The following is a 23,744-nucleotide window of genomic DNA, read 5'->3' as shown; positions in this document are numbered from 1 at the left end:
CCGGCTCCGTCCATGTACTCATCCCTGCGCGACACCATCCGAACGATTGCCGAGGCGATGCTCGCCGGTTCGCCCGAGCGCGCCGGCGTCGTCGCGCGGATGGCGGCCGTGCTCGGCGACGCGCCGCCGTGGACGCACGAATGCGCGGATCTTGCGCTCGTCCGCTTCGCCGCGAACTGGGCCGATACCGACACCGACGCGCTCGCGGCGGTCCTCGCCGACGCGCCCGCGTTCGTGCGTGCATGGTATGGCGACCGTCGGCCGGTGACGATCCGCGTCGTGCGCCGGCCGCTGGTCCAGCGACCGCCGCCCGCGCCGCTCGCCGGCTGCGACGTGCCGCAATGGCCGACGCCCGGCGATCTCGCCGGCTGGCTCGGCATCGGCACACCGGAACTCGACTGGCTGTCCGATCACTGGCGCGTCGATGCGCGCGGCAGCGCCACGCCGCTGCATCACTACACGTACGTCCCGGTCGACAAGCGCAGCGGCGGGTGCCGCCTCGTCGAAATCCCGAAGGGACGGCTGCGCGAAGCGCAGCGCCGCATCCTGCACGGGCTGCTCGATCGCATCGCGCCGCACGGCGCGGTGCACGGTTTTCGGAAGGGGCACGGGATCGTGTCGTTCGCGGCGCCGCATGCGGATCGCGACGTCGTCGTGCGCTTCGACCTCGCGGATTTCTTCGTGTCCGTGCGCGCCGCGCGCGTCCATGCGCTGTTCGCGACGCTCGGGTATCCGGCCGAAGTCGCGCGCACGCTCGCCGGGCTGTGCACCAATCGCGTGCCGTCGGCGCGGCTGCTCGCGCCGGACCTGCGCGACCGGCTCGACTGGCTCGGCCGCCAGCGCTATCGCGAACGGCATCTGCCGCAAGGTGCGCCGACGTCGCCGGCGCTCGCGAACCTGTGCGCGTTCCGGTTCGACATGCGGCTCGCCGCGCTCGCGCGTTCGCTCGATGCGACTTACACGCGCTATGCGGACGATCTCGCGTTTTCCGGTGGCGGGGCGCTCGCGCGCGACATCGAGCGGCTGCAAATCCGGGTTGCCGCGATCGCGCTCGAGGAAGGCTTCGCGCTGCAATGGCGCAAGACGCGGGTGATGCGGCGCGGCACGCGGCAGCAACTGGCCGGCGTGGTCGTCAACCGTCATCCGAACCTCGCGCGCGACACGTTCGATCGCCTGAAGGCGATCCTGACCAACTGCATCCGGCACGGCCCGGCGTCGCAGAATCGCGACGCGCATCCGGATTTCCGCGCGCACCTGGCCGGCCGCGTCGCGCACGCGACGGCGCTGAATGCGGCGCGTGGCGCGAAGCTGCGCGCGCTGTTCGACCGGATTGCATGGGAGGCCGGCAGCGAAGACCGCTGAACCGCCGGGCCCGCATCGACTCCGATCGGCGACTTCTGCAACACGGCGCCGCGCACTGCTATCATTCGCGCCATGCCGCGCCCTGTCAGGTGCGGCGAATCACTTGCCGCCGCCGTTCGTCCCGTGCAGGCGTACGCGGCGTGCCACCCGTTGCCGGCCTGGTCCTGCCTGTCAGTGACGCACGACGTCGTTTGGTGCACATCGCGCAAATCATGCCGGCTCAGGTGGACGATTCACCGATTTGACAGCCCCTATTGGCGGAACTTCGTGGTAGGTTCGGCCATCGGAGCTTTTTGCAAAAACATGCCCAAAGAGGATGAATACATGACCCAGGCCCTGCAGGAACTCGAAGCACAACTTCGGGACCTGAACATCAAGCTGTCAGAGGCGAAGCAGAAGGAGAAGCAAGCCGCGCTCGCGGCCTTCAAGGAACAGGTCGAGCTGTTGGGAATTTCGCAGCAGGAAGTGCTGAGCGCGCTCGGCTACATCGTCCAGCGCAAGCGCAAGGCGCCCGCCAAGTACTACGATCCGTCGACCGGCCGCTCGTGGTCGGGGCGCGGCCCGCGGCCGAAATGGCTCGAAGGCAAGGATCTCGACACGCTCGCCGTCGACCGCGAGGCCAGGACCTGGTGGCCCGGGGACGATCAGGGCTGACGCCCACCGTGCCGCAAGGCCGTCCGGCGCCGTCCGGTTCGCTAGGGCGGGCCGGACGGCGATTCCCCGCCGGCCCGCTGTCGTTCATTCGGTGTCCGGCCTGATCGCGACATCGCCGGCCGCGCCGCCGCACCGGATCGACGTTTTCCTTTCCCGCTTCCTTGCCGTTTTCCGCGCATTACCCACCGTTTTCCGCCGATCTCACCCGCCAGCCGGCCCCGCCCGGCTGAAGCGCTGCTCGACCACCTCGGTTCCCCACTGCGTGCCCGCGGACTCGCTCGTCAGCGCAAAGCCGAACGACTCGTACAGATGGCGTGCGGCATCGAGCCCCTTGAACGTCCACAGGTAGGTTTCGCGAAACCGGTGTTCGTCGACGAAACGCATCGCCAGCGTCATCAACTGACGCCCGACGCCCGAGCCGCGCAACGCGTCGTTGACGATGAACCAGCGCAGGTGCGCGACGCCCGTCGCCGGGTCGCCGTCGATCGCGAGCGACGCGAGCGTCCGGCCGTCTTCCTCGCACAGCCACAGCGCCTTGCCGTCGGCCGGCAGCGCGCCCGCGAAAGCGGCCAGCTCGGTCGCCACCCGCTGTTCGAAGAACGCGCCGAAACCCCAGTGCTCCGCATAGAAGCGTGCATGCAGGCTCGCGATGTCGCCGATGCAGCCCGGCTGATAGCCGTCGCGAATCGACGGCGCATCGGCGGCCGCGACGGGCGGCCTGGCCGCGTTGTCCTGCGCGAGCGCATCGGCATACAGCGCCAGTGAACGCAGCAGCGCCTGCTGGTCGGCCGGAATCATGCGGCGCAGCGCATTCGACACCTGGTCGGTCGCGAACGTGTCGATTCTATTCCGGAGCTTTTTGCCTTCGGGGCTCAGGTACAGCTCGATCGCGCGCGCATCCTCGCTCGACACGCGCCGTTCGACGATACCCGCCGCTTCGAGCCGTGCGAGTTGCCGGCTCGTGTTCGATTTGTCGAGCCGCAGGATGGCGCCGAGATCCTTCGCGTTGATGCCGGGCGCCATCCCGATCTCGAGGATTGCATGCACCGCCGACGGCGCCCAGTCGCTGTCGGCCAGCGTCGCACGCATGAAGCCGAGCTCGCGCACCAGTTTGCGCGAGAAGTCGCGCAGCTCGAGGATCGTCGCGTCGCGCGGCTTGGCTGGTGCGTCGATGAGGTCCATGGCTTGCTCCCGAACGGTTGCGTATCGCAATCAATAATAGTTGCGAGTCGCAACTCGAGCAAGGCGGATTTTCACGAGGAGCGGTTGCGGGAGGGGGCTTTCGTGCTGCCGGTGGCCGAATGGGCGAAGCGCGGGGAGCTGGCTCGGACAGCGGTGTCGCGACGGGTATTGAAGCGGATGGCCGCGCGCGGCGAAGTGGTCGCATACTGGTCGGTGTTGCCCGACCTGCCAGCAGGGCGCCGATCGACCGTCGATCGACGGCTACGAGCCCCGGAGATCATGATGAACAAGCTGCTGCCGATGACGATCGCATTGTTTGCCGGGAGCGGCATCGGGGCGGCGCCGCTCCATGCGGCCGGCACCCTGGATGCGCCGCCGTGCAGCGCCGCGCATGCGGCGGACCCCGGCGGCGGGAACGGCGCGACGCCGGGCACGTCGGTCCGCAGCTTATCGAGCGCCGGTTGTTCGGGCGCCGTGCTGCAGGGCGACCGGGCCACCGCGACGGTCAACGGCGACCGGGTCGAATTGCGCGACGGCGCCGTCTATGTGAACGGCCGGTCCTATGGCGCGGTCACGCCCGCGCAGACGGTCGAATACGAGGCCGCGCGCGACCGGCGCACGTTGAAGGTCGACGGAAAAATCCGCACGCCGCTGCGCTGATGCGTACCGATTCGGCAGGCGGCAGCCGCTGCGCGCGATGCGGTTGCCGGATCGCCGAGCCGGCGCGCGCCCTATTCGACGAGCGTCAGCCGGCCGTCGCTGAGCCGCACTTCGTGCCCGACCCACGCCGCATCGACGCGCGGGAGCACGGCCGACGGCTTGCGCAGTTCGCGCAGCAGCGTCGCGCCGTGCGACAGCCGGCCGCCCATGCGCGCGATCACCGCGCGGGCGGCCTGGTACTGCGCGTGCCGGCCCGGGTCGAGCGTGTCTTCGAGCAGGATGTCGCGACCGAGCACGCCTTGCATGTCACCCGGATAGATCATGAAGCCGGCGGCCTCGTCGGTGCCTTCGCTGCCGTCCTGCCAGAAGCTGTCGTTGCGATCGCGGCGCTCGGGGTGAGGCGCGAACCACGTGTCGCGGTCGGCGGCCGGCATCGCGTGATGCAGGCGGAAGAACACGCGCATCAGGTTGTCGCGATACCACTCGCGCACTTGCAGATACCAGCCGCGCATGCCGGGCGCGCCGAGCGCGTGCAGTACGCGGACCGGCAGCGGCCAGTCGGGAAACGCCTGCAGCGGCAGGTCGGCGGCCGCGGGCCGCGCGGTGCCCGGATCGGTTTCCCACGGCAGGCGGTGCGGGCTGTCGTCGAGCTGACCGTACGCGGTCGGCGGACGCCCCCACAGGGTGCCGCCGCTGCTCGCCAGCGATGACGCGATGCACAGGTTGCCCTGCACGACGAACACGTAGAAGCGCGTGAACCAGTCGGCCAGTTGCTGGCCGTCGGCGCGCCGTTCGACGAGCGTCGCCAGCTCCCGGTCGAAGCGTTCCAGGCCGCGCGCGAGCGTCGTCAGATGCCCGCGCGCGACGCGCAGCATGCGCCAGAACACCGGCAACGCGCGCAGCAGGCGCAGCGGTCGCCAGCGCAGCGGCGGTGTCGCGCCGCCGATCTCGCCGCTGTAGTGGGCGGCCGATACGCCCCAGTCCGCGAGACGCGCGAGGAACAGGTCGTTGTTGATGTACGACGCGCCGCCATAGAGCGCGGTGAACGGTTCGTTGTCGCGCAGCACGCGCGCATCCCAGCGCGCCATGATGGCCGGGATGCTGCCGGCCGCCCGCCGTTGCGCATATTCGACGAGCCGGCTCGGCTGCGGCGGCAGGATCTCGGCGATGTTCGCGGCGGTCAGGTGGCGATGCCAGCCGTAGGTGCTGATCGGACGGTACTGCAGCAGCCACAGCTGCGCGCCGTCCCACGCCCATTCGACGTCGCCCGGCACGTAATGGAACGCGCGCAGCACGCGTTGCAGAAAGTCCCACAGCTGCCGCGCGCTCAGGCCGTGCGCGGTCGGGAACGTGCCGCGCTGCCACGGCTCGCCGAGCCGCGACAGAATCGCGCGCTGCGGGCTGGCCTGCCCGTCGGCGAGCGTTTCGAGGTGGCCTTCGACCCATTCGACTTCGACCGCGAGATGGCGCACGAACGCGATACCCGACAGCACGGGCGTGATGAAGCGCTGCACGACGGCTTCCTCGAGGCCGCCATCGAGCAGTTCGGCCACGCGCGCGGCGGCTTGCGATGCCGGTACGCGCAGGAACGTCGTATGCAGGCCGGCGTTCGCCGCGTCGGCCTGGTCCTCGCCATGGCTCGACGAGCGGATCGCCCACCCGGCGTCCGGACGGCTCGCGAGAAAGCCGGGCAGGCGCGGATCGTCGGCGGCAGTCAGCGACAGCGCGGGCGGCACCGGCAGCCCGGCCATCGCGGCCAGCGCGAGGCGCCCGCCTTTGGTATGCGCGACGAAGCCCGTGTCGCCTCCTTCGAGCCACCGCGCGAACGCCGCCGGCGCATCGATCCACGGATAGTGTCCCCAGCCGGGCTGCAGCGTCACGCTCAGGTCGGCGCGCGCGAGGATCGCCGACCACGCGGCGGCCTGACGGACGCCGAGCACGGCGTCCTGGTCGCCCCACACGAGTTCGATGCGATCGGCGACCCACTCGAGCAGCGGCAGCGCGGTATCGGCGCGCACGAGATCCCAGTGCGGCAGGAACGCGCGGCAACGGGCATAGCCGGCGCCCATGCGGCGATACTGCGCGGGCGTCCAGGTCCGGTTCGAGAACTGGCGGGCGAACAGCGCGGGGTAGTGCGCGAGCAGCCAGTGGATGGTCTTGCGCAGCGGCTTCGGCGCCATCAGTTTCGGCAGGCGCCGCTCCCACAGGAACGCGCCGACCGGGGCAAGCAGCACGCTGCGGCCGAAGTGGCCGGGGCGCCGCTGCAACGCATGCAGGACCACCAGCGCATTCACGCCGACCGCCATGATCGCGTGCCCGGGTTCGGTCGCGTCGAGCAGCGCCTGCGCATACGCGGCGAGATCCTCGCATGGCGGCGCGGGATGATCGCCGAAGCCCGGCAGTTCGAGCGGCACGGGGCGATAGCGCCGGAAGTGGGGCAGCGCGTCGTCCCACCAGTCGGCAGCGCTGCCGTTGCCGGCGAGGAGGTACAGGATCGGTTGGCTCATGAAGGCTTCGTCGGTCGACGATCGTCGCGATTGCCGCGGTTTTTGTGGGTATTGTCCGGTGCGAGTGGAATGGAAGCGTGGCCCCGCTCGGATGGATGGTCGGGCATTCTACGCGAGTCGATTTACTTCGATTTACCGCGTGTTCCGGTCTCGGTTTTTTCGATGCGCGAGCCGATTGAACATTTGCATCGCAGGCATACAGGGGCCGCAAGCGTAGAACGTAGAATCATGTCGCCGACATTCATCAGACGAGGATTCGACGGAAGAACATGAAAGGCGAAGGGCGGCCTGGGTAAAAATTGATTCGAACCACGAATCAGTGAAAAAATCCTTCATGGCGACGGGCGGTTCGCAAGCCGTCCCGAATGCGACAGCCGCGGCGTGACCGGTTCGGACTACGGGTTATTCCGCTACGAACGGCTCGCGCAGGCCGGTGTATCGGCTCGACGACATCGTCGAGCGGTCGCCGGGCTCGCGACGCATGGCTTGACGGAGCCGCACCGGGTGCGCGACGCCGGGCTCGCGCGCTTTCGGGCATCATGCGATGGCGCCGGCCCGTCGGGCAGCAGGGTCGGCAATCCATTGCGTCCGCAACCGATCCGGAGAACCGACCGCCATGCATTCGAACCCGTTCCGCCTGCGCAGCGCGCGCCTGCTCGCCGCGCTGGCCCTCGCCACGACGACCGTCGCCGTGCATGCCGCCGACTGGATCGTGTCCGGCAACGACGGCAAGTACCAGCGCGTCGAGGGCCGCGACACCTATCTGCCTTCCCCGCCCGCCGACACGCTGACGCTGCTCGACGCCAGCACGTTCCCCCCGAAGGTCGCGTTGCAGGTCGACGTCGAGAACGGCATCCAGGGGCCGCCGCAGGCCGTCGCGATCACGCCCGATGCGAAGCTCGCGCTGGTCGGCGCGCCGACGCGCTACGACACGGCCGCGAAGCAGCTCGTATTCGACACGTTCCTGCAGGTCGTGAATCTCGACAGCGCGCCGCCCGCGATCACGCGCATCGAGCTCGGCACGCATCCGCAAGGGATCGCGATCGATCGCTCGGGCCGGCTCGCGCTCGTCGCCAACGTCGACGGCAGCGTGTCGATTCTGCGCATCGACGGCACGCAGGTGACGCTCGACGGCAACCTGAAAATCGGCAAGAAGCGGCTGGCCGGGATCAGCTTCACGCACGACGGCAAGCATGCGCTCGTGTCGCTGCGCGACGAGCAGGGCATCGCGGTGCTGAACGTCGACGACGGCAAGGTGACCGACAGCGGCACGCGGTTGAGCACGGGCGTCGCGCCTTACACGATCGACGTGTCGAGCGACAACCGCTGGGCCGTGGTCAGCAACGTCGGGCTCGCCGGGCTGCCGGGCTATACCGGCACGCTCGCGGGCGACGCCGATTCGGTCGCGCTGATCGACGTGTCGCGCGTGCCGTTCCGCACGGTCCAGTATTTGACGGTGCCGTCGCTGCCGGAAGGCGTCGCGATTTCGCCGAACGGGAAGTGGATCGCGGTGCAGGCGATGGACGGCTCGAACCTGACGGCCGACAACCCGGGCCGCCACAAGTGCGGCAAGGTGCTGCTGTTCGAAATTCGCGACGGGCAGGCCGTGAAGGTGAACGAGGTGCCGGGCGGCGAAGCCGCGCAAGGCATCGCGTTTACCGCCGACAGCCGGCACGTGATCGTGCAGTTCAACGTCGAACGGCAGCTTGCGCTGTATGCGGTCGAAGGCGGCAGGCTGCGCGACACGGGCAAGCGGATCGCGCTGACGGGCGGCCCGTCTTCGTTGAGGACGTTGCCGCGCTGACGCGTGTGGCGGGTCTTGTCGGCGGCTTGCGGCTCAGCCGTGAGATAGCGGAAAACATCATCGCGCGACTCGACGAAGCGTGGTCGATCGCGCAAGCCGGCGGCGCGGATCACGACGGAACTGTGCGGGCCGTTCGGTCGTGAGCGGCATGCGCTCCTTCAAGGGTCGAAGGGGTGGGCGGACCGGCGACGCGCACATGAGGATGCGTGCGGAAAGGCGCGCGGTGCGACCACACCGGGCCGCGCGACCGCCGTTACGGACGCAGCAGATCGAACCCGCCGAAAACCACGACGCCGCTGAGCGCGATCATCGCGACGGAGTGCTGGCCGAAGTAGAGAATCGCGGCGGCGAGCCACGTCGTGATGCAGAAGGCGCCGATGCGGGCCATCGTGTGTTCCTCGAATGCGTGATGAAGTGAATGCGTGCCGCACGGCGTTCGCCGCTCGGTCGGTGAGCGGAGCACGCATGCAGGCGGACGGAAAAGGCGACTCGGGAAGTTGCGAGGGCGTCGTCGGCATACGTTGCATGCCGCGCCTCGACAGTCCGCGAGCCGGAGCCGGCGGCATCGCGCGATCGGGCCTCGACAAGGCGTCCGATGCGTGCTTCCAGCCGGCGAAGCGGCGATTTTACCAGCGCCGTCATGCCGCCAATCTGGCCCTTTCGCGATCAATTGCGTTTATCGCCGGGCAATTCACCCGACCCCGATATTCAAGTTTCGTGTGACGAATGCCGTAAACGAGGGGAGGCGATTTTCGCCCCCTTGTCACTTCGTTTACCGATACACGGACCGACACGATGCAGATCGATTTCTCCACGACCACGCGATCGCCGCTCGCGGACAGCGGTGTGGCCGCGAACCCGACCGCCGCGACGTCGTCCAGGGGCGGCGCGACGGATGCCGCGAGCACGACGGGCACGACCGGCGTCGCCAGTGCGACCGGCGCTACCAGCACCAACGGCACCACTAGCACCACCGGCACGAAGGATTCCACCGGCGTCACGGGTGCCACGTCCGGCGCAACGGACGCATCGCCGGAAGACCCGGCGGTCGCCCAGTTGAAGGCGCTGATCGAGCGGCTGCAGAAGCAGCTCGCGACCTTGGAGCGGCAGATGGCGACCGCGGCCCAGCGTGCAAAGGACGACCCGGCCGCGGCCGTCGAGCAGCAGTCGCTGAACGCGGAAGCCAGCGCGATTTCAGCCGCGCTCGCGACGGCGATCTCGCAACTTGCCGCGGCGCTCGAAAAATCCGGCGCCTCGCAGTCGGGCGGGCTGGTGTCGACGCAGGCCTGAGCGGCCGTGGCCGCATCGGCTGCACGCATTACAATCGCCAGTTCGTCTCCCTCTCAAGGACGGCTGAACGATGAATGCGGAACTCGACGACGACGAACTCGTTCGCTTCGACGTACACGGCGGCACGCCGCTGCCGGCAGCCGACGTCGAAGGATGGCTCGAGCATGACGGCGCGCGCATCTGGCACGCGTCGTTCGGCCAGGGGCCGGCGGTCGTGCTGCTGCACGGCGGCCTCGGCCACGGCGGCAACTGGGGCAACCAGGTGCCGGCGCTGCGCGCGGCCGGCTACCGCGCGATCGTGATCGACAGCCGCGGGCACGGCCGCAGCACCCGCGACGACCGACCCTATTCGTACGAACGCATGGCATCGGACGTGCTGGCCGTTCTCGACGTGCTGCACGTCGACCGTGCACGCTTCGTCGGCTGGAGCGACGGCGCCTGCATCGCGCTCGTGCTGGCCGCCCGCGCGCCGGAACGCGCGGCCGGCGTGTTCTTCTTCGCCTGCAACATGGATCCCGGCGGCACGAAGGAGATCGTGCCGAGCCCGCTGATCGACCGCTGTTTCGCGCGGCATCGGAAGGACTATGCGCGACTGTCCGCGACACCGGACCAGTTCGACGCGTTCGTCGCGGCCGTCAGCGAAATGATGCGCACGCAACCGAATTACACCGTGCAGGACCTCGCGGCGATCGCCGTGCCGGTTGCGGTCGTGCAGGGCGAGCACGACGAATTCATCCGGCCGGAACATGCGGCGTACCTCGCGCGGACGATCCCGGGCGCGACGCTGACGATGCTGCCCGGCGTGAGCCATTTCGCGCCGTTGCAGCGACCCGCGCGGTTCAACGCGGCGATGCTGGCGTTTCTCGAGCGGCTGCCGGGGTGATACGCGGGCAGGACGCACGGCCCGCCGGCGAGCGGGCGCGTGCGTCGGCCATGCTCAGACCATCGCGTTGTCGGCGCCGGGAATCTCGTGCGCCTTGATCTGTTTGCGCTGCAGCTTGTAGCGCAGCTTCCCGAGCATGCCGTCCTCGTGGCTGACACGCGTGATGGTGCGCACGTATTCGTCGTCCGGCGCGATGGCCTGCGCCCCCATGATCCAGCGCACGCTTTCGCGATAGTCGTACAGCGACTTGTCGTTGATGTCGGCAAGGAAGAACGACAGTGCGGCCATCGCGGCCGGGTGGCCCCCTTCGGCATGCCGGCGCAGCTCGTCGACGTAGCGATGGCGCGACGGATAATCTTCGATGTCGCCGATGAACATCAGCATGCACTCGAGGCCGTCGGTATGCCCCATCTCGTGCGCCTTGCGCGCGGCTTCGACGGCCTCGACCTGCATGCGCGCGCGTTCCGCCCGGTCCGTGCTCGTCTGCCCGATCTGATGGTACGTGTAGCCGAGCCGGTACGCGGCCATGTTGCCGCCGGCTTCCATCGACTCGCGGAAGTAGTGGGCGGCGCGGTACGGGTCGGCCTCGACATGCGTGCCGTCCTTGTAGAAGCATCCGAGCAGGTAGCCGCACGAATCGCCGCCCGCCTCGTAGCCGAGCTCGCAGATGGCGAAGGCATCGGCGGGGCGCCGGTTGTCGTACTCCAGCGCGCTGGCGATCTGGTTCCATGCGAGCGAGCCAGGCTCGTTCAGGCGCGCGGCCTCGAGCCATGCGTCGCCGCGCGCGGGATCCTGCACGAAACCGAACGTGCCGGTGCGATGGGCATAGCCGCGCAGGATCATCGCCGACGTGCACGCGCGAGCGTCCGATGCACGTTCGACCGCGCGGGTCAGCCAGTCGCCATGTGGATCGAGCCGGAGCGCCAGTCGCAAACCCATCCCCATCGCGCGGTTGTCGTCGATCGGCGTGCTGCGTTCGGCTTCCTGCAGCCGCGCGTAGGCCTGTTCGTACTCGCCGCGCTCGAAATGGCTGTGCGCGAGCCAGCGCAGTGTCTCCGAGCGGTGATAGGGATGCAGCGCGGCCTGCGCGCGCGCGAGCGTCGCGGTCATCGCGTGGCGCGCATGGTCGTCGTCGTCATCCGCATCGAGCGTGTTGCCGGCGTAGTCGTCGCGCCAGATCTCGTGCAGCAGCCGGTCCTTCTCGACCGCATCGAGGTGCGCGCACGCATCGGACGCGACGAACGCGCGGACGTGATCGTGCGAGCCGCCCCAGCGCGGCTGCATGTACCAGATGAACGTGCGCATCGGGAAGAACGGCTTCGGATGGATGTGCAGCGTCGCTTCCATCCAGTACCACTTTTCCTTGCGCAGCTTCTTGCCCTGCACGGGGCCGGGCAGCGCGTCCGGAAATTCCGGCGGGCAGGCGACCGGCACGTCGGGATTCAACCCGGAACGCGCGAACATGTGCTGCAGTTCGGCGCGCGTGGCTTCGTCTTCGGCGCCGGCGTTCAGGTGCAGTTCGGTGACGGGCCAGCGGCGCTCGCGCACGAGCTGCGCGAGCCACTCGGGTTCGCCGAACGACGACACGCTCGTGAAGATCACCATCGGCGCGCTCCACATCGTCGGCGCGAGCACCAGCGCGCGCAGCGCGGCGACGAGCGTCAGCGTCGCGCACGCATGCGCGCCGATCCATCCGGCTTCGGTCACCGTTTCGGCCCAGCCGCTGCCGCGGTATTCGTAGGCCCAGTGGTGCCAGTAGTGGGCTTCGCACAGCCACGCGTGCGCGGAGCGCGGGTTCGCGGCCTGCCATGCGCGCAGGCGCGCGAGGCCTTCGGCGCCGGCGTCGATGCACGGCTGCACGTCGGCCGGCAGCGCGTCGACGTACCGCGCCTCGGCGGTGCGATCGGCGAAGCTCGCGGCGAGCGCGGCATCGAGTTGCGCGTCGAGCGCGGCATGGTCGCCGGCGCGCAACAGCGCGTCGACGTCGCAAATGAACCAGCGGGATGTCGCGGGCGGAATCAGATCGGCGCAAGCGGAGGACATGTCGGTATCGGCGGTCATGACGAAACGGGTTGGGGATCGAAGATGCGGTAGCGCTTCCACGGCAGCGAAAGCCAGTTTCCGGACGGATTGCGCAGGTACTCGCGTACTTCCTGCGTGGCGCGCGACGACGCGGGGCCGTCCTGGCCGCTGCCGCGCAGCCACTGCTGGCGCGCCCGCGCATACGCGAGCCCGAAGTCCTCCCAGCTGTCGAAGCTGTCCTGCGCGCGCTGCGCGTTGAGCAGCAGCACGATCCACGCGTGCTGTTCGGACGCCCAGCCGAGCAGCGCGATGCAGCGCACGAGAAACGCGGTGCGCGCGCAATCGAACGCGAGTGCGTCGCGCACGCGCCCGACGGCGGCGAGCTGTTCGTAGAAGCCGTCGTGCGAGCGGCCGACGCCGCGAATCCAGCCCGCGAGGATCGACGGCACGCGTTGCACGATCTGCCACTCGGGCAGGTCGGCCGGCAGGTCGAGTTCGCGCCGCACCTGGCGCGCGAGCTGTTCGCGCTGCGCGTCGGGCAGCGCATGGACGAGGTCGTCGCAATCGCAGCGCAGTCCGTTGCGGATCAGCAGGATGTCGGCCAGCGCGAGCGCCCAGCGGCGGCGGTTCGGCGGCGCCTGCTCGGCCTGCGCATGCGCGAGCCTGACGGCCGTGGTCTGCCGCACCGGCACCGTGCTGTCGGCGCCCGCGGCCTGATCGGCGTCGACTTCGCGCACCATCCGTGCGGCGACCCGCAACGAGCGCCACACGTACCACACGAGCCACAGCACGGCCGCGCCAAGCAGCAGTGTCAGCATGACGCGCTCCCGTCCGTCGGCGCGGGCAACGCGAACGCCGCGCACAGCGCGGGATCGATCGCAATGCCTTCGATCTCGAATGCGGCTGCCGCGGGCGGCGCGTCGGGTAGGTGCGCGGCCGGCAGCGCATCGGCCGGCAACGCATGGCGCGCGGCCGCCGCGACGGCCGGATCGATCTGGCGCAACTGGCCGAGCGCATAGGGCGCGTTGCGCAGCAGCAGCCATTGCAGCACGGCCGGCGGTTGCTCGAAATGCTCGATCAGGTGGAAGTTCTCGCTCATCACGCTCAGCAGATGGTCGGACGAGCGCACGTCGGTGACGAAGGTCCACGCGCCGGTGGCCGCCCCCGGCGCATCCGGTTCGAAGACGAGGCCCATGCCCTCGCAATCGGGATGACGCTCGCCGCGCGGCGCGAGCGCGCGCAGGAACTGGCGGACGTCGTCCGCATAGCGGCGCACCGGATGGCGATTCTGCTTGCCCTTGATCTGGTCGATGCGCAGGCCGTCGCCGCTCGCCTGCAGGCTGATCGTCACGTGCGGCTGGTTGCCTGCGCCGCGCAGCGTGAAGAGGCGCAGCCGGCCGTCCCGTGCGGCTTGCGCGTACTGCTCGCCGTAGCCGCCGCGCAGCCGGCGGCGATCCGCGAACTGGCCGAGACAGTGCTGCATGTAGTACGACTCGTACGCGAGTTCCTCGTGCAGCGCCGCATGATCGCCGACGAATTCGAACACGATCCCGTTCGGCGTGCGCAGCACCTCGCGCAGCGCGAGGCCGCTGCTCGGCACCCAGCCCTTGTCGCGGCGCGCCTGCATCCGCTGGTGCTCGCGTTCCCACATGTCGAGCGCCATCGCGCAGGTGATGCGTTGCAGTTTCTGCGCGAGCCGCGTGCCGGCGCGCGAGCGCAGGAATTCGACCAGCACGCGTTCGCGGTCGATCAGCAGCATGTGCTCAGGATCGATGAAGTAGAGCGACGCCTTCTCCGCGGCGGGCGTCGGTGCCGCGGCGGGCGTCGGGCCGGATGCCGGAGATGTCTCGGACGGCGCGGACGCCGATTGCCCGCGGAACCGGCGCACGAGCCACTCGGGCGCCGGCCGGTCGGCGCCGGCGAGGGCGCGGTAATCGGAGAGCGATGCGAGCGGCCGAGCCTGCTCGAATGCGCCGACGACCCAGCGGAAGAAATGGTTGCCGAGCCACGCGCGGATCTCGGCCGGATCGCCGCGCTCGGCGCTGCGGCGTGCGATGGCCGCCTTGATGTCGGGCGCATTGACGACATCGCGCGGCCGATAGGCCGACGCGGCCACGGTTTCGGTCACGGGCTCGCTCTCCGGTCGGGCCGGGTAGGCGCGGACGGTGCGCGCTCACCCTGGCGATTCTTCTGGCTCAACGACGAAACGGCGAACGTGCGCGCGCAGAAACGCGGCGGCGTCGCGTATTTCGGTTCAGGTCGGTCGGTGCGTGAAAATCACGCGACCACGCGGGAGCCAACGACGCGGAAGCGGGCGATCGGGAAATGGCGATTCATTGTTTCTCTCAGGTCGGATTTTATTTTTGGCTTCCGCGAGTCTACTTCGATCCGGGCGGATGAATCAATCGCGCCGCCAGCCGCGCGCGTGGATCTGACCAGACTTATCTCTTTTTCGTCGATTTTCGATACGGCGCCATTCGGCCAGCGGGTTCGATGCTGTAGAAACCGGCGGGTTTTCCTGAAAAATGGGCATGCGGCTCCGAGGGGCGCGGCCCCCACCCCCATCCCGCATGTTGCGTATCTCATAAGTTTTTCTTTCGGCTCGCGCAACATATCGTCGATTGTTGGCAGCCGGGCGGTAGCGGATAGTCCTGCTTCGACAGGACGGCCGACGCGCGCGGCGCGGCGCGGCCGGATCTGTTGTCCATGCAACCATCGGAAATCGAAAGGAACCGCACCCATGCGATTCAACGCGACACGCTTTGCCGCGACCCTGTTCGTCGCCGCATGCGCGACCGCCACGGCCGGTCGCGCGGCCGCCGTCACGCAGGACGCGCTCCACGACACCGTCACGCGCCAGGTCGCGCCGCTGATGAAGCAGTACGCGATTCCCGGCATGGCGATCGGCATCGTCGCCGACGGCAAGCCGTACGTGTTCGACTACGGCGTGATGTCGAAGCAGACCGGCAAGCCGGTGACGGGCGACACGCTGTTCGAGATCGGCTCGGTCAGCAAGACGCTGACCGCGACGCTCGCTGCGGACGCGCAGGAGCGCGGCGAACTGTCGCTCGCGGACCCCGTGGCCCAATATCTGCCCGAGCTGCAAGGCAGGCCGTTCGGCGTCGTGACGCTGCTCCAGCTCGGCACGCACACGCCCGGCGGGACGCCGCTGCAGGTGCCGGACAGCATCCGCGACGACGCGGGCCTGATCCGCTATCTCGACGCGTGGCGGCCGGCGTATGCGCCGGGCACGCATCGCAAGTATTCGAACGTCGCGATCGGCATGCTCGGCTGGCTAACCGCGAAGGCGGCGCACGAGGACTTCGCGACGCTGATGGCGCAGCGGCTCTTTCCCGCGCTCGGGATGACGCACACGTACATCGACATGCCCGACGCGCGCATGGCCGACTATGCGCAGGGCTACACGAAGGACGGCAAGCCGGTCCGGATGACGGAGGGCATGCTGTGGCAGCCGGCGTACGGCGTGCGGACCACGGCGGCCGACCTGTTGCGCTTCGTGCAGGCGAACATGGGGATGATCCCGACGGCGCCGCGCCTGCAGCGCGCGATCGAACGCACGCACACGGGCTATTTCCGCGCGGGGCCGCTGACGCAGGATCTGATCTGGGAACAGTATCCGTACCCGGTCGCGCTGCCGACGCTGCTCGCGGGCAACGCGCCGAAGATGCTGTTCGACGCGGTGCCGGCGAGCGCGATCCAGCCGCCGCTCGCGCCGAACCCCGCGACCTGGATCAACAAGACGGGGTCGACCGGTGGCTTCAGTACGTACGTCGCGTTCGTTCCCGCGAAGCGGATCGGAATCGTGATGCTCGCGAACGGCAACGTGCCGATCGAGGACCGCGTGAAGGCCGCATACCGGATTCTCGGCGCGCTCGGCGACGCGCGGTAACGTCGCCACGCTCGCCCGTCGGGAAATGCTTATGATGGGCGGGCAATCCGGTGCGCGGCGAGCGAGGCACCGGGCGACGGAGGACAGCCGATTGAGCATCGCATGGGACGGAATCACGGGCGCGAACGTGCTCGACGACGCGCAGCTGGCGAGCCGGCATGCGCTGGCCGACGCGGCGCGCGACGGCGCATGGGCGACGCTGCTTGAACGCCTGGCGCAACAGCCCGCGCTCGTCAACGCGACGCGGCCGGGCGGCACGTCGCTTTACGCGCCGCTGCATCAGGCCGCGTATGGCGGCGCACCGCGGGAGGTCGTCGGTGAACTGCTGCGGCTCGGTGCATGGCGCACGCTGCGCGATGCGCGCCGCGAGCGCCCGGTCGATATCGCCGCGCGGCGCGGACATCGGCATCTGGTCGAGCTGTTGACGCCACAGCCGCGGCGTTTCGTGCCCGACGGCACGCTGTGCGCCATTCAACGCCATTTCCACGACATGATCGTCGGCCGCATCGCGCACCTGCGGCTCGACGCGCTACGTTTGCCCGAACTCGAACCGCTGCTCGAATACGACGCGCAGGCCGACCGCATGTGGTTCGTGGTGCCCGGCATGTACGGCGGCTTCGACTACGCGCTGCGCACGGACGGCGCCGCCGCCGTGCTCGTATCCGCGAGCTGGAGCCGCGTGGTCGGCGGCTCGGGCCAGCGGCACGAGATCACGGCCGACGGCTGCACGCTGGTCGAAGAAGGCTTCGTCTGACACGGTCGATCATCCCGCCGCGCGCAAAACTGTTTTAGTGATTCATGCCTTCCGCCGCCGGCGCCGGCCGTCGATACTGCGACGCACGACATCTCGCCGGACGCGTGCCGCATGGCCCGTCTCGCGCCCGGAGCAACGGATGAAAGGCCTCAGGATGTTCGTGACGGGCGCGGCCGGCTACATCGGCGGATCGGTGGCCGCGCGGCTCGTCGCGGCCGGGCACGTCGTCACCGGACTGGTGCGCGACGGCGACCGGGGCGGCGTTCGGCGCGCCCTGCGCGACGGCGTTTTCGCGCACGCGCTTTTCCGCGGCAAGGATCGCGGCCGGATACTGGTTGTGATCCAGCGCCGGGGTGTAGCCGACCGCCGCGAGGCGGGCCATCTCGGCCTTCACTTCGGCGCGGGTCGGTGGATGGCCGGCTTGTTGCGCGAACGACAGCGCCGGTGCTGAAAGGAGCAGGGCGGCGAGGGTGGAGGAAACGCGCGTTTTCATCATGGGTACCTGTGGGGTGGAGTCAGCCGCAATCCACGTCGACCACGTCGATGTCGTTGCCAGTGCACCCAATATAGGTATCGCGGCGGCCGGGAAAAATGGCCGCCCGGCCAAGTCATTTTTGAGCCTGAGTCATGAATCAAACGTGAATTCGCTCGGTAGCCTTGCCTGCCGGGCAGTTCGCCCGAACAGCGCGCCGGCGCCACGGATCGAAACAGGCCGCCAATCGCCGCATCAGACCTCGCGGGACTCAACTATGTCGAATTCCGTCTTGGACAGACTTAACCCGCGTCCCTAGACTGAACTCGCTTTCCATCCTCCCTGGAGAAAAATCGTGAGTCTCAAAGACAAGCTGCCCGGCAACAAGATCCTCGGTTTCGGTACCGCCCCGCTCGGCAACATGTTTCGCAATATCCCCGACGCGGAAGCCGCGGCCACCGTCGAAGCCGCGTGGCAACACGGCATGCGTTATTTCGATTCGGCCCCGTTCTACGGCGCCGGTCTTGCGGAAATCCGCCTCGGCGACGCGCTGGCGAACCATCCGCGCGACGAATACGTGCTGAGCACGAAGGTCGGCCGCGTGATCCTCGACGAAATCGAGGACGTGTCGGCGCGCGATCTCGGCGAGAAGGGCGGCCTGTTCGAGCACGGCCGGCCGAACCGCATCGTCAACGACTATTCGGCCGATGCGACGCTGCGCTCGATCGAGGACAGCCTGAAGCGCCTGCGCACCGACCGCCTCGATATCGTGTGGGTGCACGACATCGCGCAGGACTTCTACGGCGACGAATGGCTCGCGCAATTCGAAGTGGCGCGCAAGGGCGCGTTCCGCGTGCTGGGCAAGCTGCGCGAAGAAGGCGTGATCAACGCATGGGGCCTCGGCGTGAACCGCGTCGAACCGATCGAACTGGTGCTCGACCTCGCCGAACCGCAACCGGACGGCATGCTGCTGGCCGGCCGCTACACGCTGCTCGACCACGAGCGCGCGCTGCAACGCGTGATGCCGGCGGCGGCCGCGCGGAACGTCGGGATCGTCGTCGGCGGCCCGTACAGCTCGGGCGTGCTCGCGGGCGGCACGCACTTCGAATACCAGAAGGCTTCGCCGGACATCCTCGCGAAGGTCGACCGGATCAAGGCGATCGCCGCGCGTTACGACGTACCGATCAAGGCCGCCGCGTTGCAGTTCTCGATGTCGCATCCGGCCACCGTCGCGGTGATCCCGGGCGCGAGCCGTCCGGAGCGGATCGCGGAAGACCAGGCGGCGCTGAACGTGGCGATTCCGGCCGACTTCTGGCGCGAGATGCGCGAACAAGGCCTGATCGCGGCCAATGCACCGCTGCCGGCCGATCGTTGATCCGCAAAGCTCGACGCACGCGCGACCGGCGCACAAGGCGTTGCAACGCCGCCCCGCGCTTTCGTCGAGTTATTTGCCGACTGTCGCGACGGCGTCCTCGCCGGTCAGGATCTCGCGAAAGATGCCGACCAGCGGCCGCAGGTTGACCTTGTGCCACGCCGCCCACAGCGGCGTGCGATAGCTGAACCACGGCAGCTCGCGCAGCACGACGCCTTCCGGCACCTGGTGACGCAGGCTCTGCTGGATCATCGTCACGCCGAGCCCGGCGGCGACGAGGCCGAGCGCGGCGAGCGGCTCGGTTGCCTCCACCGAAATGTCCGGCGAGAAGCCGGCCTTCGCGCAGGCCGCGACGAACGCACCGTGACGCGGCGCACTGTCCTGCTGCGTGACGCCGATCCATGCCTGCGCGGCGAGATCGCCGGCGACGAGCGTCTTTTTCTTCGCGAGCGGATGCCCGTCGGGCATCGCGAGCAGCATCGGATCGTCCAGCACCTTCGTCGATTCGAGCTCGGGATCGTCCGGCGCGGGCGGCTCGGTGACGAGCGCGATGTCGAGGCTGCGCTCGCGCAAGCCTTCGAGCTGCGCGGCCGATTGATAGTTATACAAAGCGATATGAACGGACGGGCGTTCGGCGCGCAGCGTTTTCAGCGCGCGCGGCAGCACGCCCGAGTGCGTGGCCGTTTCGAGGTAGCCGATGCACAGCCCGCCTTCGTCGCCGCGACCGAGCCGGCGCGCGAGCGATTCGAGCCGGTTCGCATGGCGCAGGAATGCGTGCGCTTCGCTGAGGAACGTGCGCCCGTCGCGCGTCAGGCGAATGCGCTGCTGGCTGCGTTCGAACAGCGTGAGGCCGAGCTTTTCCTCGAGCTGCGCGATCTGGCGGCTGAGCGGCGATTGCGAAATATGCAGACGCTCGGCGGCGCGGCCGACGTGTTCTTCTTCCGCGACCGCGATGAAGTACTGAAGCTGGCGGATGTCGAGCATGTCAGACCTTATCGGACTCAAGATAGATGGATTATGTCCAGAAAGGACTTATCCGCGCAATCTCGAGACGGCTGACGCGGCGCGGCACCCGCCGAGCGCTGCACGACGCGGCGCTCGCATGAGCGGCACGGGCGAAGTCGAACCGAACCCGTCATCGCCGTCAATTCCCGTACATGTCGAAGTCGAAGTATTTCGACTGGATCTTGTTGTACGTGCCGTCGCTGCGAATCTGCGCGATGGCGCGATTGAGTGCGTCGCGCAGGTCGACGTCGGCCTTGCGCACGCCGGCCGCGTCGCCGTTGCCCATGATCTTCGCGTCGTATACCACGCCGCCCGCGAACGAGAAGCCCTTGCCGCGCGGCGTCGCGAGGAACCCGAGCTGGCCTTGCACGGCATCCATCAGCACGCCGTCGACGCGCCCGGTGACGAGATCCGCATATGCCTGGTCGTAGCTCGGGTACGGCACGACCTCGACCTTCGCGGCCGCCCACTTCTCGCGCGCATAGGTTTCCTGGATCGTGCCCTGTTCGACCGCGATGCGCTTGCCGGCGAGCTTCGCCGCATCCGGCAGCAGCCCCGATCCGGTGCGCGCGATCAATCGCGTCTGGTTGCGATACAGGCGATCGGTGAAGTCGATCTGCTGGCGCCGCTGTTCGGTCGCGGCCATCGACGACAGGATCACGTCGAACTTGCGCGCCTGCAGCCCCGGAATCAGTCCGTCGAAACTGCTCGACACCCACACGCATTTCGCATTCAGCTTCGCGCACAGCGCGTTGCCGAGATCGATGTCGAAACCCTTCACGCTACCGTCGGTCGCGGTCGACTCGAACGGCGGGTAGGTCGGATCGACGCCGATGCGGATGGTCGTCCATTCCTTCGCCGACGCCGGCGACGCGAAGGCCATCGCGGCGGCGGAAAGGAGAATCGTGATGCGCGTCTTCATGGTCAGGCTCCGTTCGGGTGGGGAAGCGTAGGCGTACGCGTCAGCTCGGAAACTCGCCGCGCTGAAAATCGTTCGACAGTTCGAGCGCGTCGGCCATCTCGCCGACGGTCACCGGCTTGATCGGCGCGCGGATCCGGTAGTGACCGACGTCGCCGACGCTGCGCTGCTGCACGTCGGCGATCAGTTCGCCGACCGTCGTGCCGCACCAGCGTCCCTGGCACGGACCCATCCCGCAGCGCGTCAACGCCTTCATCTGGTTCGGCCCCTGGCAGCCGAGCGCCGCGAGCTGGCGGATCTCGCCGGCCGTGACTTCCTCGCAGCGGCAGACGATCGTGCCGTCATCGGGGCGGCGCAGCGCGGCGGGCGGCGTGTACAGCGCGTCGAGCAGCGGGCGCACCGCGAGATGGCGGCGCAACGCGTGCAGCACCGGGCGTTCGCGTGCGGCCTGCCGTTGCACGTCGAGCGCACCGAGTCGCGCGGCGACGTCGAGCGCCGACACTTCGCCGGCCAGCGCCGCCGCCCGCGCGCCGCCGATGCCCGCGCCGTCGCCCGCGATCCACACGTGCGGCACGCTGCTGCGGCCGCGCGCGTCGCACCGCGGCCGCCAGCATGCCGACGATTCGTCCCATTCGTGCGCACAGCCGAGCGAACGCGCGAGCTGCGTCGACGGAACGACACCCTGATGCAGCAGCACGAGCGACGTGTCGAGCGTTTGCACGACGCCTTGCGCGTCGCGAAAGCGGATGCGTTCGGCGCGGTCGTCGCCGTCGATGCGGATATCGGTCGCGCCGCGATAGACCGGAATGCCGGCGTCGCGCACCGCGCGCAACATGCGCCAGCCCTTGAGCAGATAGTCGGCGCCGCGCAGCGCCGGCAGCGCATGCGGGAGCGCGCGGCGCCACGCGTCGCGCGGTGTCGTGTCGACCAGCGCGCGCACGCGCCGGCCGGCATTCAGCAATTGCGCGGCGAACAACCACAGCAGCGGGCCGCTACCCGCGAGCACGGCGTCGGCCGATGGTGCGAGCCCCGACGCTTTCAGCAGCGTCTGCGCGGCGCCGACGCCCATCACGGCGGGTAAGGTCCAGCCCGGCACCGGCCACGGCCGCTCCTGCGCGCCGGTCGCGATCAGCACCGCGCGTGCGCCGATTTCGAGCGTGCCGCGCGACGGGCCGCTTTGCGTGAGCATCGCGACGGGTTCCGGCTCGAACGCGATTTGCCACACGACACTGCGCGGCAGGTAATGCGCGTCGCTGGCGAGCAGGCCGTCGACGAGCGGGCGCCCTGCCGTGTAGTCGGCGCCGAGCCATTGCGCGAGCGGCGCCGGCGCGTCGGCCACGTTGCGATAGATCTGGCCGCCGGGCGCGCGGCCTTCGTCGGCGACGACGACCGACAAGCCGGCCGCACACGCGGCAGTCGCCGCCGCCATCCCGGCCGGCCCGGCGCCGACGATCAGCAGGTCGCACTGGCGGCGCGTCATGCGAGCCTCGCCTTGCCGCGCATCGTGCGCACCTGCATGCCGTCGGCGACGGGCGTCATGCAGCCTTGCACGTTCGGCACGCCGTCGATGTCGACGAGGCAGTCGAAGCACACGCCCATCATGCAGAACGGGCCGCGCGGCGCGCCGCTCACCGCGCTCGTGCGGCACGCGGCCGAACCGGCGGCGAGCATCGCGGCCGCGACGCTGTATTGCGCGGGCACGTCGTGCGGCGTGCCGTCGATATGGATGCGCACGCGTTCGAGCATCGCGGCGGCGGGAACGAGGGATTCAAACATGCCGGGCTTCCGTGGGCGCGGCGAAGCGCGCGGTGGTAAAGGCGGACAGGTCGGCCGGCGCGGCGCCGCCGGCGATCCACGGCGCGACGAGATCGGCGTGGGTCGCCGCGAGCGTCACGCCGCTGTGGCAGATCGCGATGAACGCGCCGGGGTACGTGGCCGACGCCTCGTAGACGGGCAGGCCGTCGGGCGTCATGATGCGCAGCGCACCCCATGCGCGCACGATGCGTGCATGCGCGAGCACGGGGAATGCGGTACGGGCGCGGCGCGCGATGTCGACCATCGCCTGGCGCGTCTGCCCGTCGTCGAAGCCGACGTCTTCGGCCGAGTCGCCGAGCAACACCGACCCTTCCGATGTCTGGCGCACGACGAGCGTCGGATAGTCGAGAAACGGCGCGAGGCGCTCGGTGACCATGATCTGGCCGCGCAGCGGCGAGATCGGCGCGCGCAGGTCGACCATCGGCGCGAGCCGCGCGTTGTCGAGGCCGGCCGCGAGCACCACGCGCCCGGTTTCGAGCCGCGTGTGACGCGTGTCGATCTCGAAGCGCCCGGCGCGCGGGCGGATCTCCGTGACTTCGCTGCGCGGCAGATAGACGCCGCCGCACTGCTGGAACGCGTGCAACATCGCGCGCAATGTGTAGAGCGGATTCGCGTGACCGTCGTTCGGCGACCACAGCGCGCCGGCCAGCGATGCCGACGCCGCGGGAATGCGTCGGCGCAGCGCCGCCGGATCGAGCACCTCGTACGACAGCGCGGCGTCCTGGCGGTGCAGCGATTCGAGCAGGCCAGTTGCGCTATCGAGTTCCGCTCGCTGCTCGAACAACTCGATGCCGCCCGGGCGGTCGAACGCGCAGTCCACGCCCGTTTCGCGCTGCAACTGCGCGGCGAACGCGCGCCAGCGCGCCGACGATTCGCACGACCAGCGCGCATACGGCAGGCAGCGGCCGCCTTTGCCCTGCACCCATACGAGCCCGAAATTGCCGCGCGCCGCGCGAAACGCGATGTCGTCGCCGTCGCACACCGCGACGCGCTGGCCGAGACGCGCGATGCCCCACGCGATGGCCATGCCCACGAGACCGCCGCCGGCCACGACGACGTCGAAGCGGCGCACGGTCATGCGCGGCTCCGGTGTCGCGGGTGAGGCGGTTGCGTGTTATATCCCATGGCGGCAC

General features: G+C 69.3%; 21 protein-coding genes and 2 pseudogenes. 10 read left to right on the top strand and 13 right to left on the bottom strand.

What is annotated here, in order from left to right; translation table 11 throughout:
- Window positions 1–12 precede the first annotated feature (12 nt).
- Together CFB89_RS32840 and CFB89_RS32830 are read left to right on the top strand one after the other, a co-directional pair.
- The gene (locus tag CFB89_RS32840; RefSeq protein ID WP_089471585.1) at window positions 13–1,362 is read left to right on the top strand and encodes a reverse transcriptase family protein; all 1,350 of its coding nucleotides are present in this window, start codon (window positions 13–15) and stop codon (window positions 1,360–1,362) included.
- Between the two features lie 324 nt (window positions 1,363–1,686).
- The gene (locus CFB89_RS32830; protein WP_050016590.1) at window positions 1,687–2,016 is read left to right on the top strand and encodes an H-NS family nucleoid-associated regulatory protein; all 330 of its coding nucleotides are present in this window, start codon (window positions 1,687–1,689) and stop codon (window positions 2,014–2,016) included.
- A gap of 201 nt (window positions 2,017–2,217) precedes the next feature.
- Here CFB89_RS32830 and CFB89_RS32825 read toward each other — a convergent pair whose 3' ends face one another.
- Window positions 2,218–3,198 (bottom strand): helix-turn-helix domain-containing GNAT family N-acetyltransferase, encoded by a 981-nt coding sequence (locus CFB89_RS32825; protein WP_089471584.1) that lies wholly within the window; start codon window positions 3,196–3,198, stop codon window positions 2,218–2,220.
- 3 nt (window positions 3,199–3,201) lie between these two features.
- Between CFB89_RS32825 and CFB89_RS35615 the strand changes: the two genes are divergently transcribed.
- The gene (locus CFB89_RS35615) at window positions 3,202–3,858 is read left to right on the top strand and encodes a hypothetical protein (RefSeq protein ID WP_256979833.1); all 657 of its coding nucleotides are present in this window, start codon (window positions 3,202–3,204) and stop codon (window positions 3,856–3,858) included.
- Between the two features lie 71 nt (window positions 3,859–3,929).
- On the opposite strand, the gene CFB89_RS32815 is transcribed toward CFB89_RS35615, so the two are convergent.
- A complete protein-coding gene (locus CFB89_RS32815; RefSeq protein ID WP_089471583.1) occupies window positions 3,930–6,365 on the bottom strand; it encodes a PEP-utilizing enzyme in 2,436 nt (811 codons plus the stop codon).
- Between the two features lie 616 nt (window positions 6,366–6,981).
- On the opposite strand from CFB89_RS32815, the gene CFB89_RS32810 reads away from it, so the two are divergent.
- The gene (locus CFB89_RS32810; RefSeq protein WP_089471582.1) at window positions 6,982–8,169 is read left to right on the top strand and encodes a YncE family protein; all 1,188 of its coding nucleotides are present in this window, start codon (window positions 6,982–6,984) and stop codon (window positions 8,167–8,169) included.
- 253 nt (window positions 8,170–8,422) lie between these two features.
- Here CFB89_RS32810 and CFB89_RS35610 read toward each other — a convergent pair whose 3' ends face one another.
- Entirely contained in the window at window positions 8,423–8,557 is a 135-nt protein-coding gene (locus CFB89_RS35610) for a hypothetical protein (RefSeq protein ID WP_006405345.1), read from the bottom strand.
- A gap of 407 nt (window positions 8,558–8,964) precedes the next feature.
- On the opposite strand from CFB89_RS35610, the gene CFB89_RS32800 reads away from it, so the two are divergent.
- Window positions 8,965–9,459, top strand: a complete 495-nt coding sequence (locus CFB89_RS32800; protein ID WP_089471581.1) for a hypothetical protein — start codon at window positions 8,965–8,967, stop codon at window positions 9,457–9,459.
- A 70-nt stretch (window positions 9,460–9,529) separates the two neighbouring features.
- Complete coding sequence (locus CFB89_RS32795; protein ID WP_089471580.1) at window positions 9,530–10,342, top strand: alpha/beta fold hydrolase; 813 nt, start codon at window positions 9,530–9,532, stop codon at window positions 10,340–10,342.
- Window positions 10,343–10,396: 54 nt separating this feature from the next.
- Here CFB89_RS32795 and CFB89_RS32790 read toward each other — a convergent pair whose 3' ends face one another.
- The 4 genes from CFB89_RS32790 to CFB89_RS35145 all read right to left on the bottom strand — a co-directional run bounded on the left by CFB89_RS32790 (window position 10,397) and on the right by CFB89_RS35145 (window position 15,106).
- Window positions 10,397–12,385 carry a DUF4034 domain-containing protein gene (locus CFB89_RS32790; protein WP_256979832.1) on the bottom strand — a complete coding sequence of 663 codons (1,989 nt, stop codon included), beginning with the start codon at window positions 12,383–12,385 and terminating at the stop codon, window positions 10,397–10,399.
- Between the two features lie 14 nt (window positions 12,386–12,399).
- A complete protein-coding gene (locus tag CFB89_RS32785; RefSeq protein WP_089471739.1) occupies window positions 12,400–13,182 on the bottom strand; it encodes a DUF1266 domain-containing protein in 783 nt (260 codons plus the stop codon).
- Entirely contained in the window at window positions 13,176–14,492 is a 1,317-nt protein-coding gene (locus CFB89_RS32780) for a hypothetical protein (RefSeq protein WP_089471578.1), read from the bottom strand. Before CFB89_RS32780 ends, CFB89_RS32785 begins: the two co-directional genes overlap by 7 nt.
- Window positions 14,493–14,641: 149 nt before the next feature.
- On the bottom strand, window positions 14,642–15,106 hold the full coding sequence (locus CFB89_RS35145) for a hypothetical protein (protein WP_179233558.1): 465 nt from the start codon (window positions 15,104–15,106) through the stop codon (window positions 14,642–14,644).
- Here CFB89_RS35145 and ampC point away from each other — a divergent pair.
- From ampC to CFB89_RS35605, 3 genes and pseudogenes are all read left to right on the top strand, one after another.
- The gene (gene ampC, locus CFB89_RS32775; protein ID WP_089471577.1) at window positions 15,105–16,274 is read left to right on the top strand and encodes a class C beta-lactamase; all 1,170 of its coding nucleotides are present in this window, start codon (window positions 15,105–15,107) and stop codon (window positions 16,272–16,274) included. The genes CFB89_RS35145 and ampC overlap by 2 nt on opposite strands.
- 91 nt (window positions 16,275–16,365) lie before the next feature.
- Window positions 16,366–17,028 carry an ankyrin repeat domain-containing protein gene (locus CFB89_RS32770; RefSeq protein ID WP_089471576.1) on the top strand — a complete coding sequence of 221 codons (663 nt, stop codon included), beginning with the start codon at window positions 16,366–16,368 and terminating at the stop codon, window positions 17,026–17,028.
- 139 nt (window positions 17,029–17,167) lie between these two features.
- Window positions 17,168–17,278: pseudogene (locus tag CFB89_RS35605) on the top strand (NAD-dependent epimerase/dehydratase family protein); the annotation flags it as partial.
- Between the two features lie 135 nt (window positions 17,279–17,413).
- Here CFB89_RS35605 and CFB89_RS35825 read toward each other — a convergent pair.
- Window positions 17,414–17,521 (bottom strand): annotated as a pseudogene (locus CFB89_RS35825) (DUF4148 domain-containing protein); the annotation flags it as partial.
- 334 nt (window positions 17,522–17,855) lie between these two features.
- Here CFB89_RS35825 and CFB89_RS32760 point away from each other — a divergent pair.
- Complete coding sequence (locus tag CFB89_RS32760) at window positions 17,856–18,875, top strand: aldo/keto reductase (protein WP_089471575.1); 1,020 nt, start codon at window positions 17,856–17,858, stop codon at window positions 18,873–18,875.
- Window positions 18,876–18,944: 69 nt separating this feature from the next.
- On the opposite strand, the gene CFB89_RS32755 is transcribed toward CFB89_RS32760, so the two are convergent.
- The 5 genes from CFB89_RS32755 to CFB89_RS32735 form a co-directional block, all read right to left on the bottom strand.
- Window positions 18,945–19,856: a LysR family transcriptional regulator gene (locus tag CFB89_RS32755; protein ID WP_089471574.1), complete on the bottom strand. Its 912-nt coding sequence runs from the start codon at window positions 19,854–19,856 to the stop codon at window positions 18,945–18,947.
- A gap of 160 nt (window positions 19,857–20,016) precedes the next feature.
- Window positions 20,017–20,799, bottom strand: coding sequence for an ABC transporter substrate-binding protein (locus tag CFB89_RS32750; protein WP_089471573.1), 783 nt, complete (start codon window positions 20,797–20,799; stop codon window positions 20,017–20,019).
- A gap of 40 nt (window positions 20,800–20,839) precedes the next feature.
- Window positions 20,840–22,276, bottom strand: coding sequence for an NAD(P)/FAD-dependent oxidoreductase (locus CFB89_RS32745; RefSeq protein WP_089471572.1), 1,437 nt, complete (start codon window positions 22,274–22,276; stop codon window positions 20,840–20,842).
- On the bottom strand, window positions 22,273–22,572 hold the full coding sequence (locus CFB89_RS32740) for a (2Fe-2S)-binding protein (RefSeq protein WP_089471571.1): 300 nt from the start codon (window positions 22,570–22,572) through the stop codon (window positions 22,273–22,275). Before CFB89_RS32740 ends, CFB89_RS32745 begins: the two co-directional genes overlap by 4 nt.
- Entirely contained in the window at window positions 22,565–23,689 is a 1,125-nt protein-coding gene (locus CFB89_RS32735; RefSeq protein ID WP_089471570.1) for an FAD-binding oxidoreductase, read from the bottom strand. The genes CFB89_RS32740 and CFB89_RS32735 overlap by 8 nt, the downstream gene beginning before the upstream one ends.
- Window positions 23,690–23,744: the final 55 nt, after the last annotated feature.

The sequence above is a fragment of the Burkholderia sp. AU16741 genome (genome assembly GCF_002223345.1).
Taxonomy (GTDB): Bacteria; Pseudomonadota; Gammaproteobacteria; order Burkholderiales; family Burkholderiaceae; genus Burkholderia; species Burkholderia sola.
This window is presented reverse-complemented; position numbering and strand designations above follow the sequence as displayed.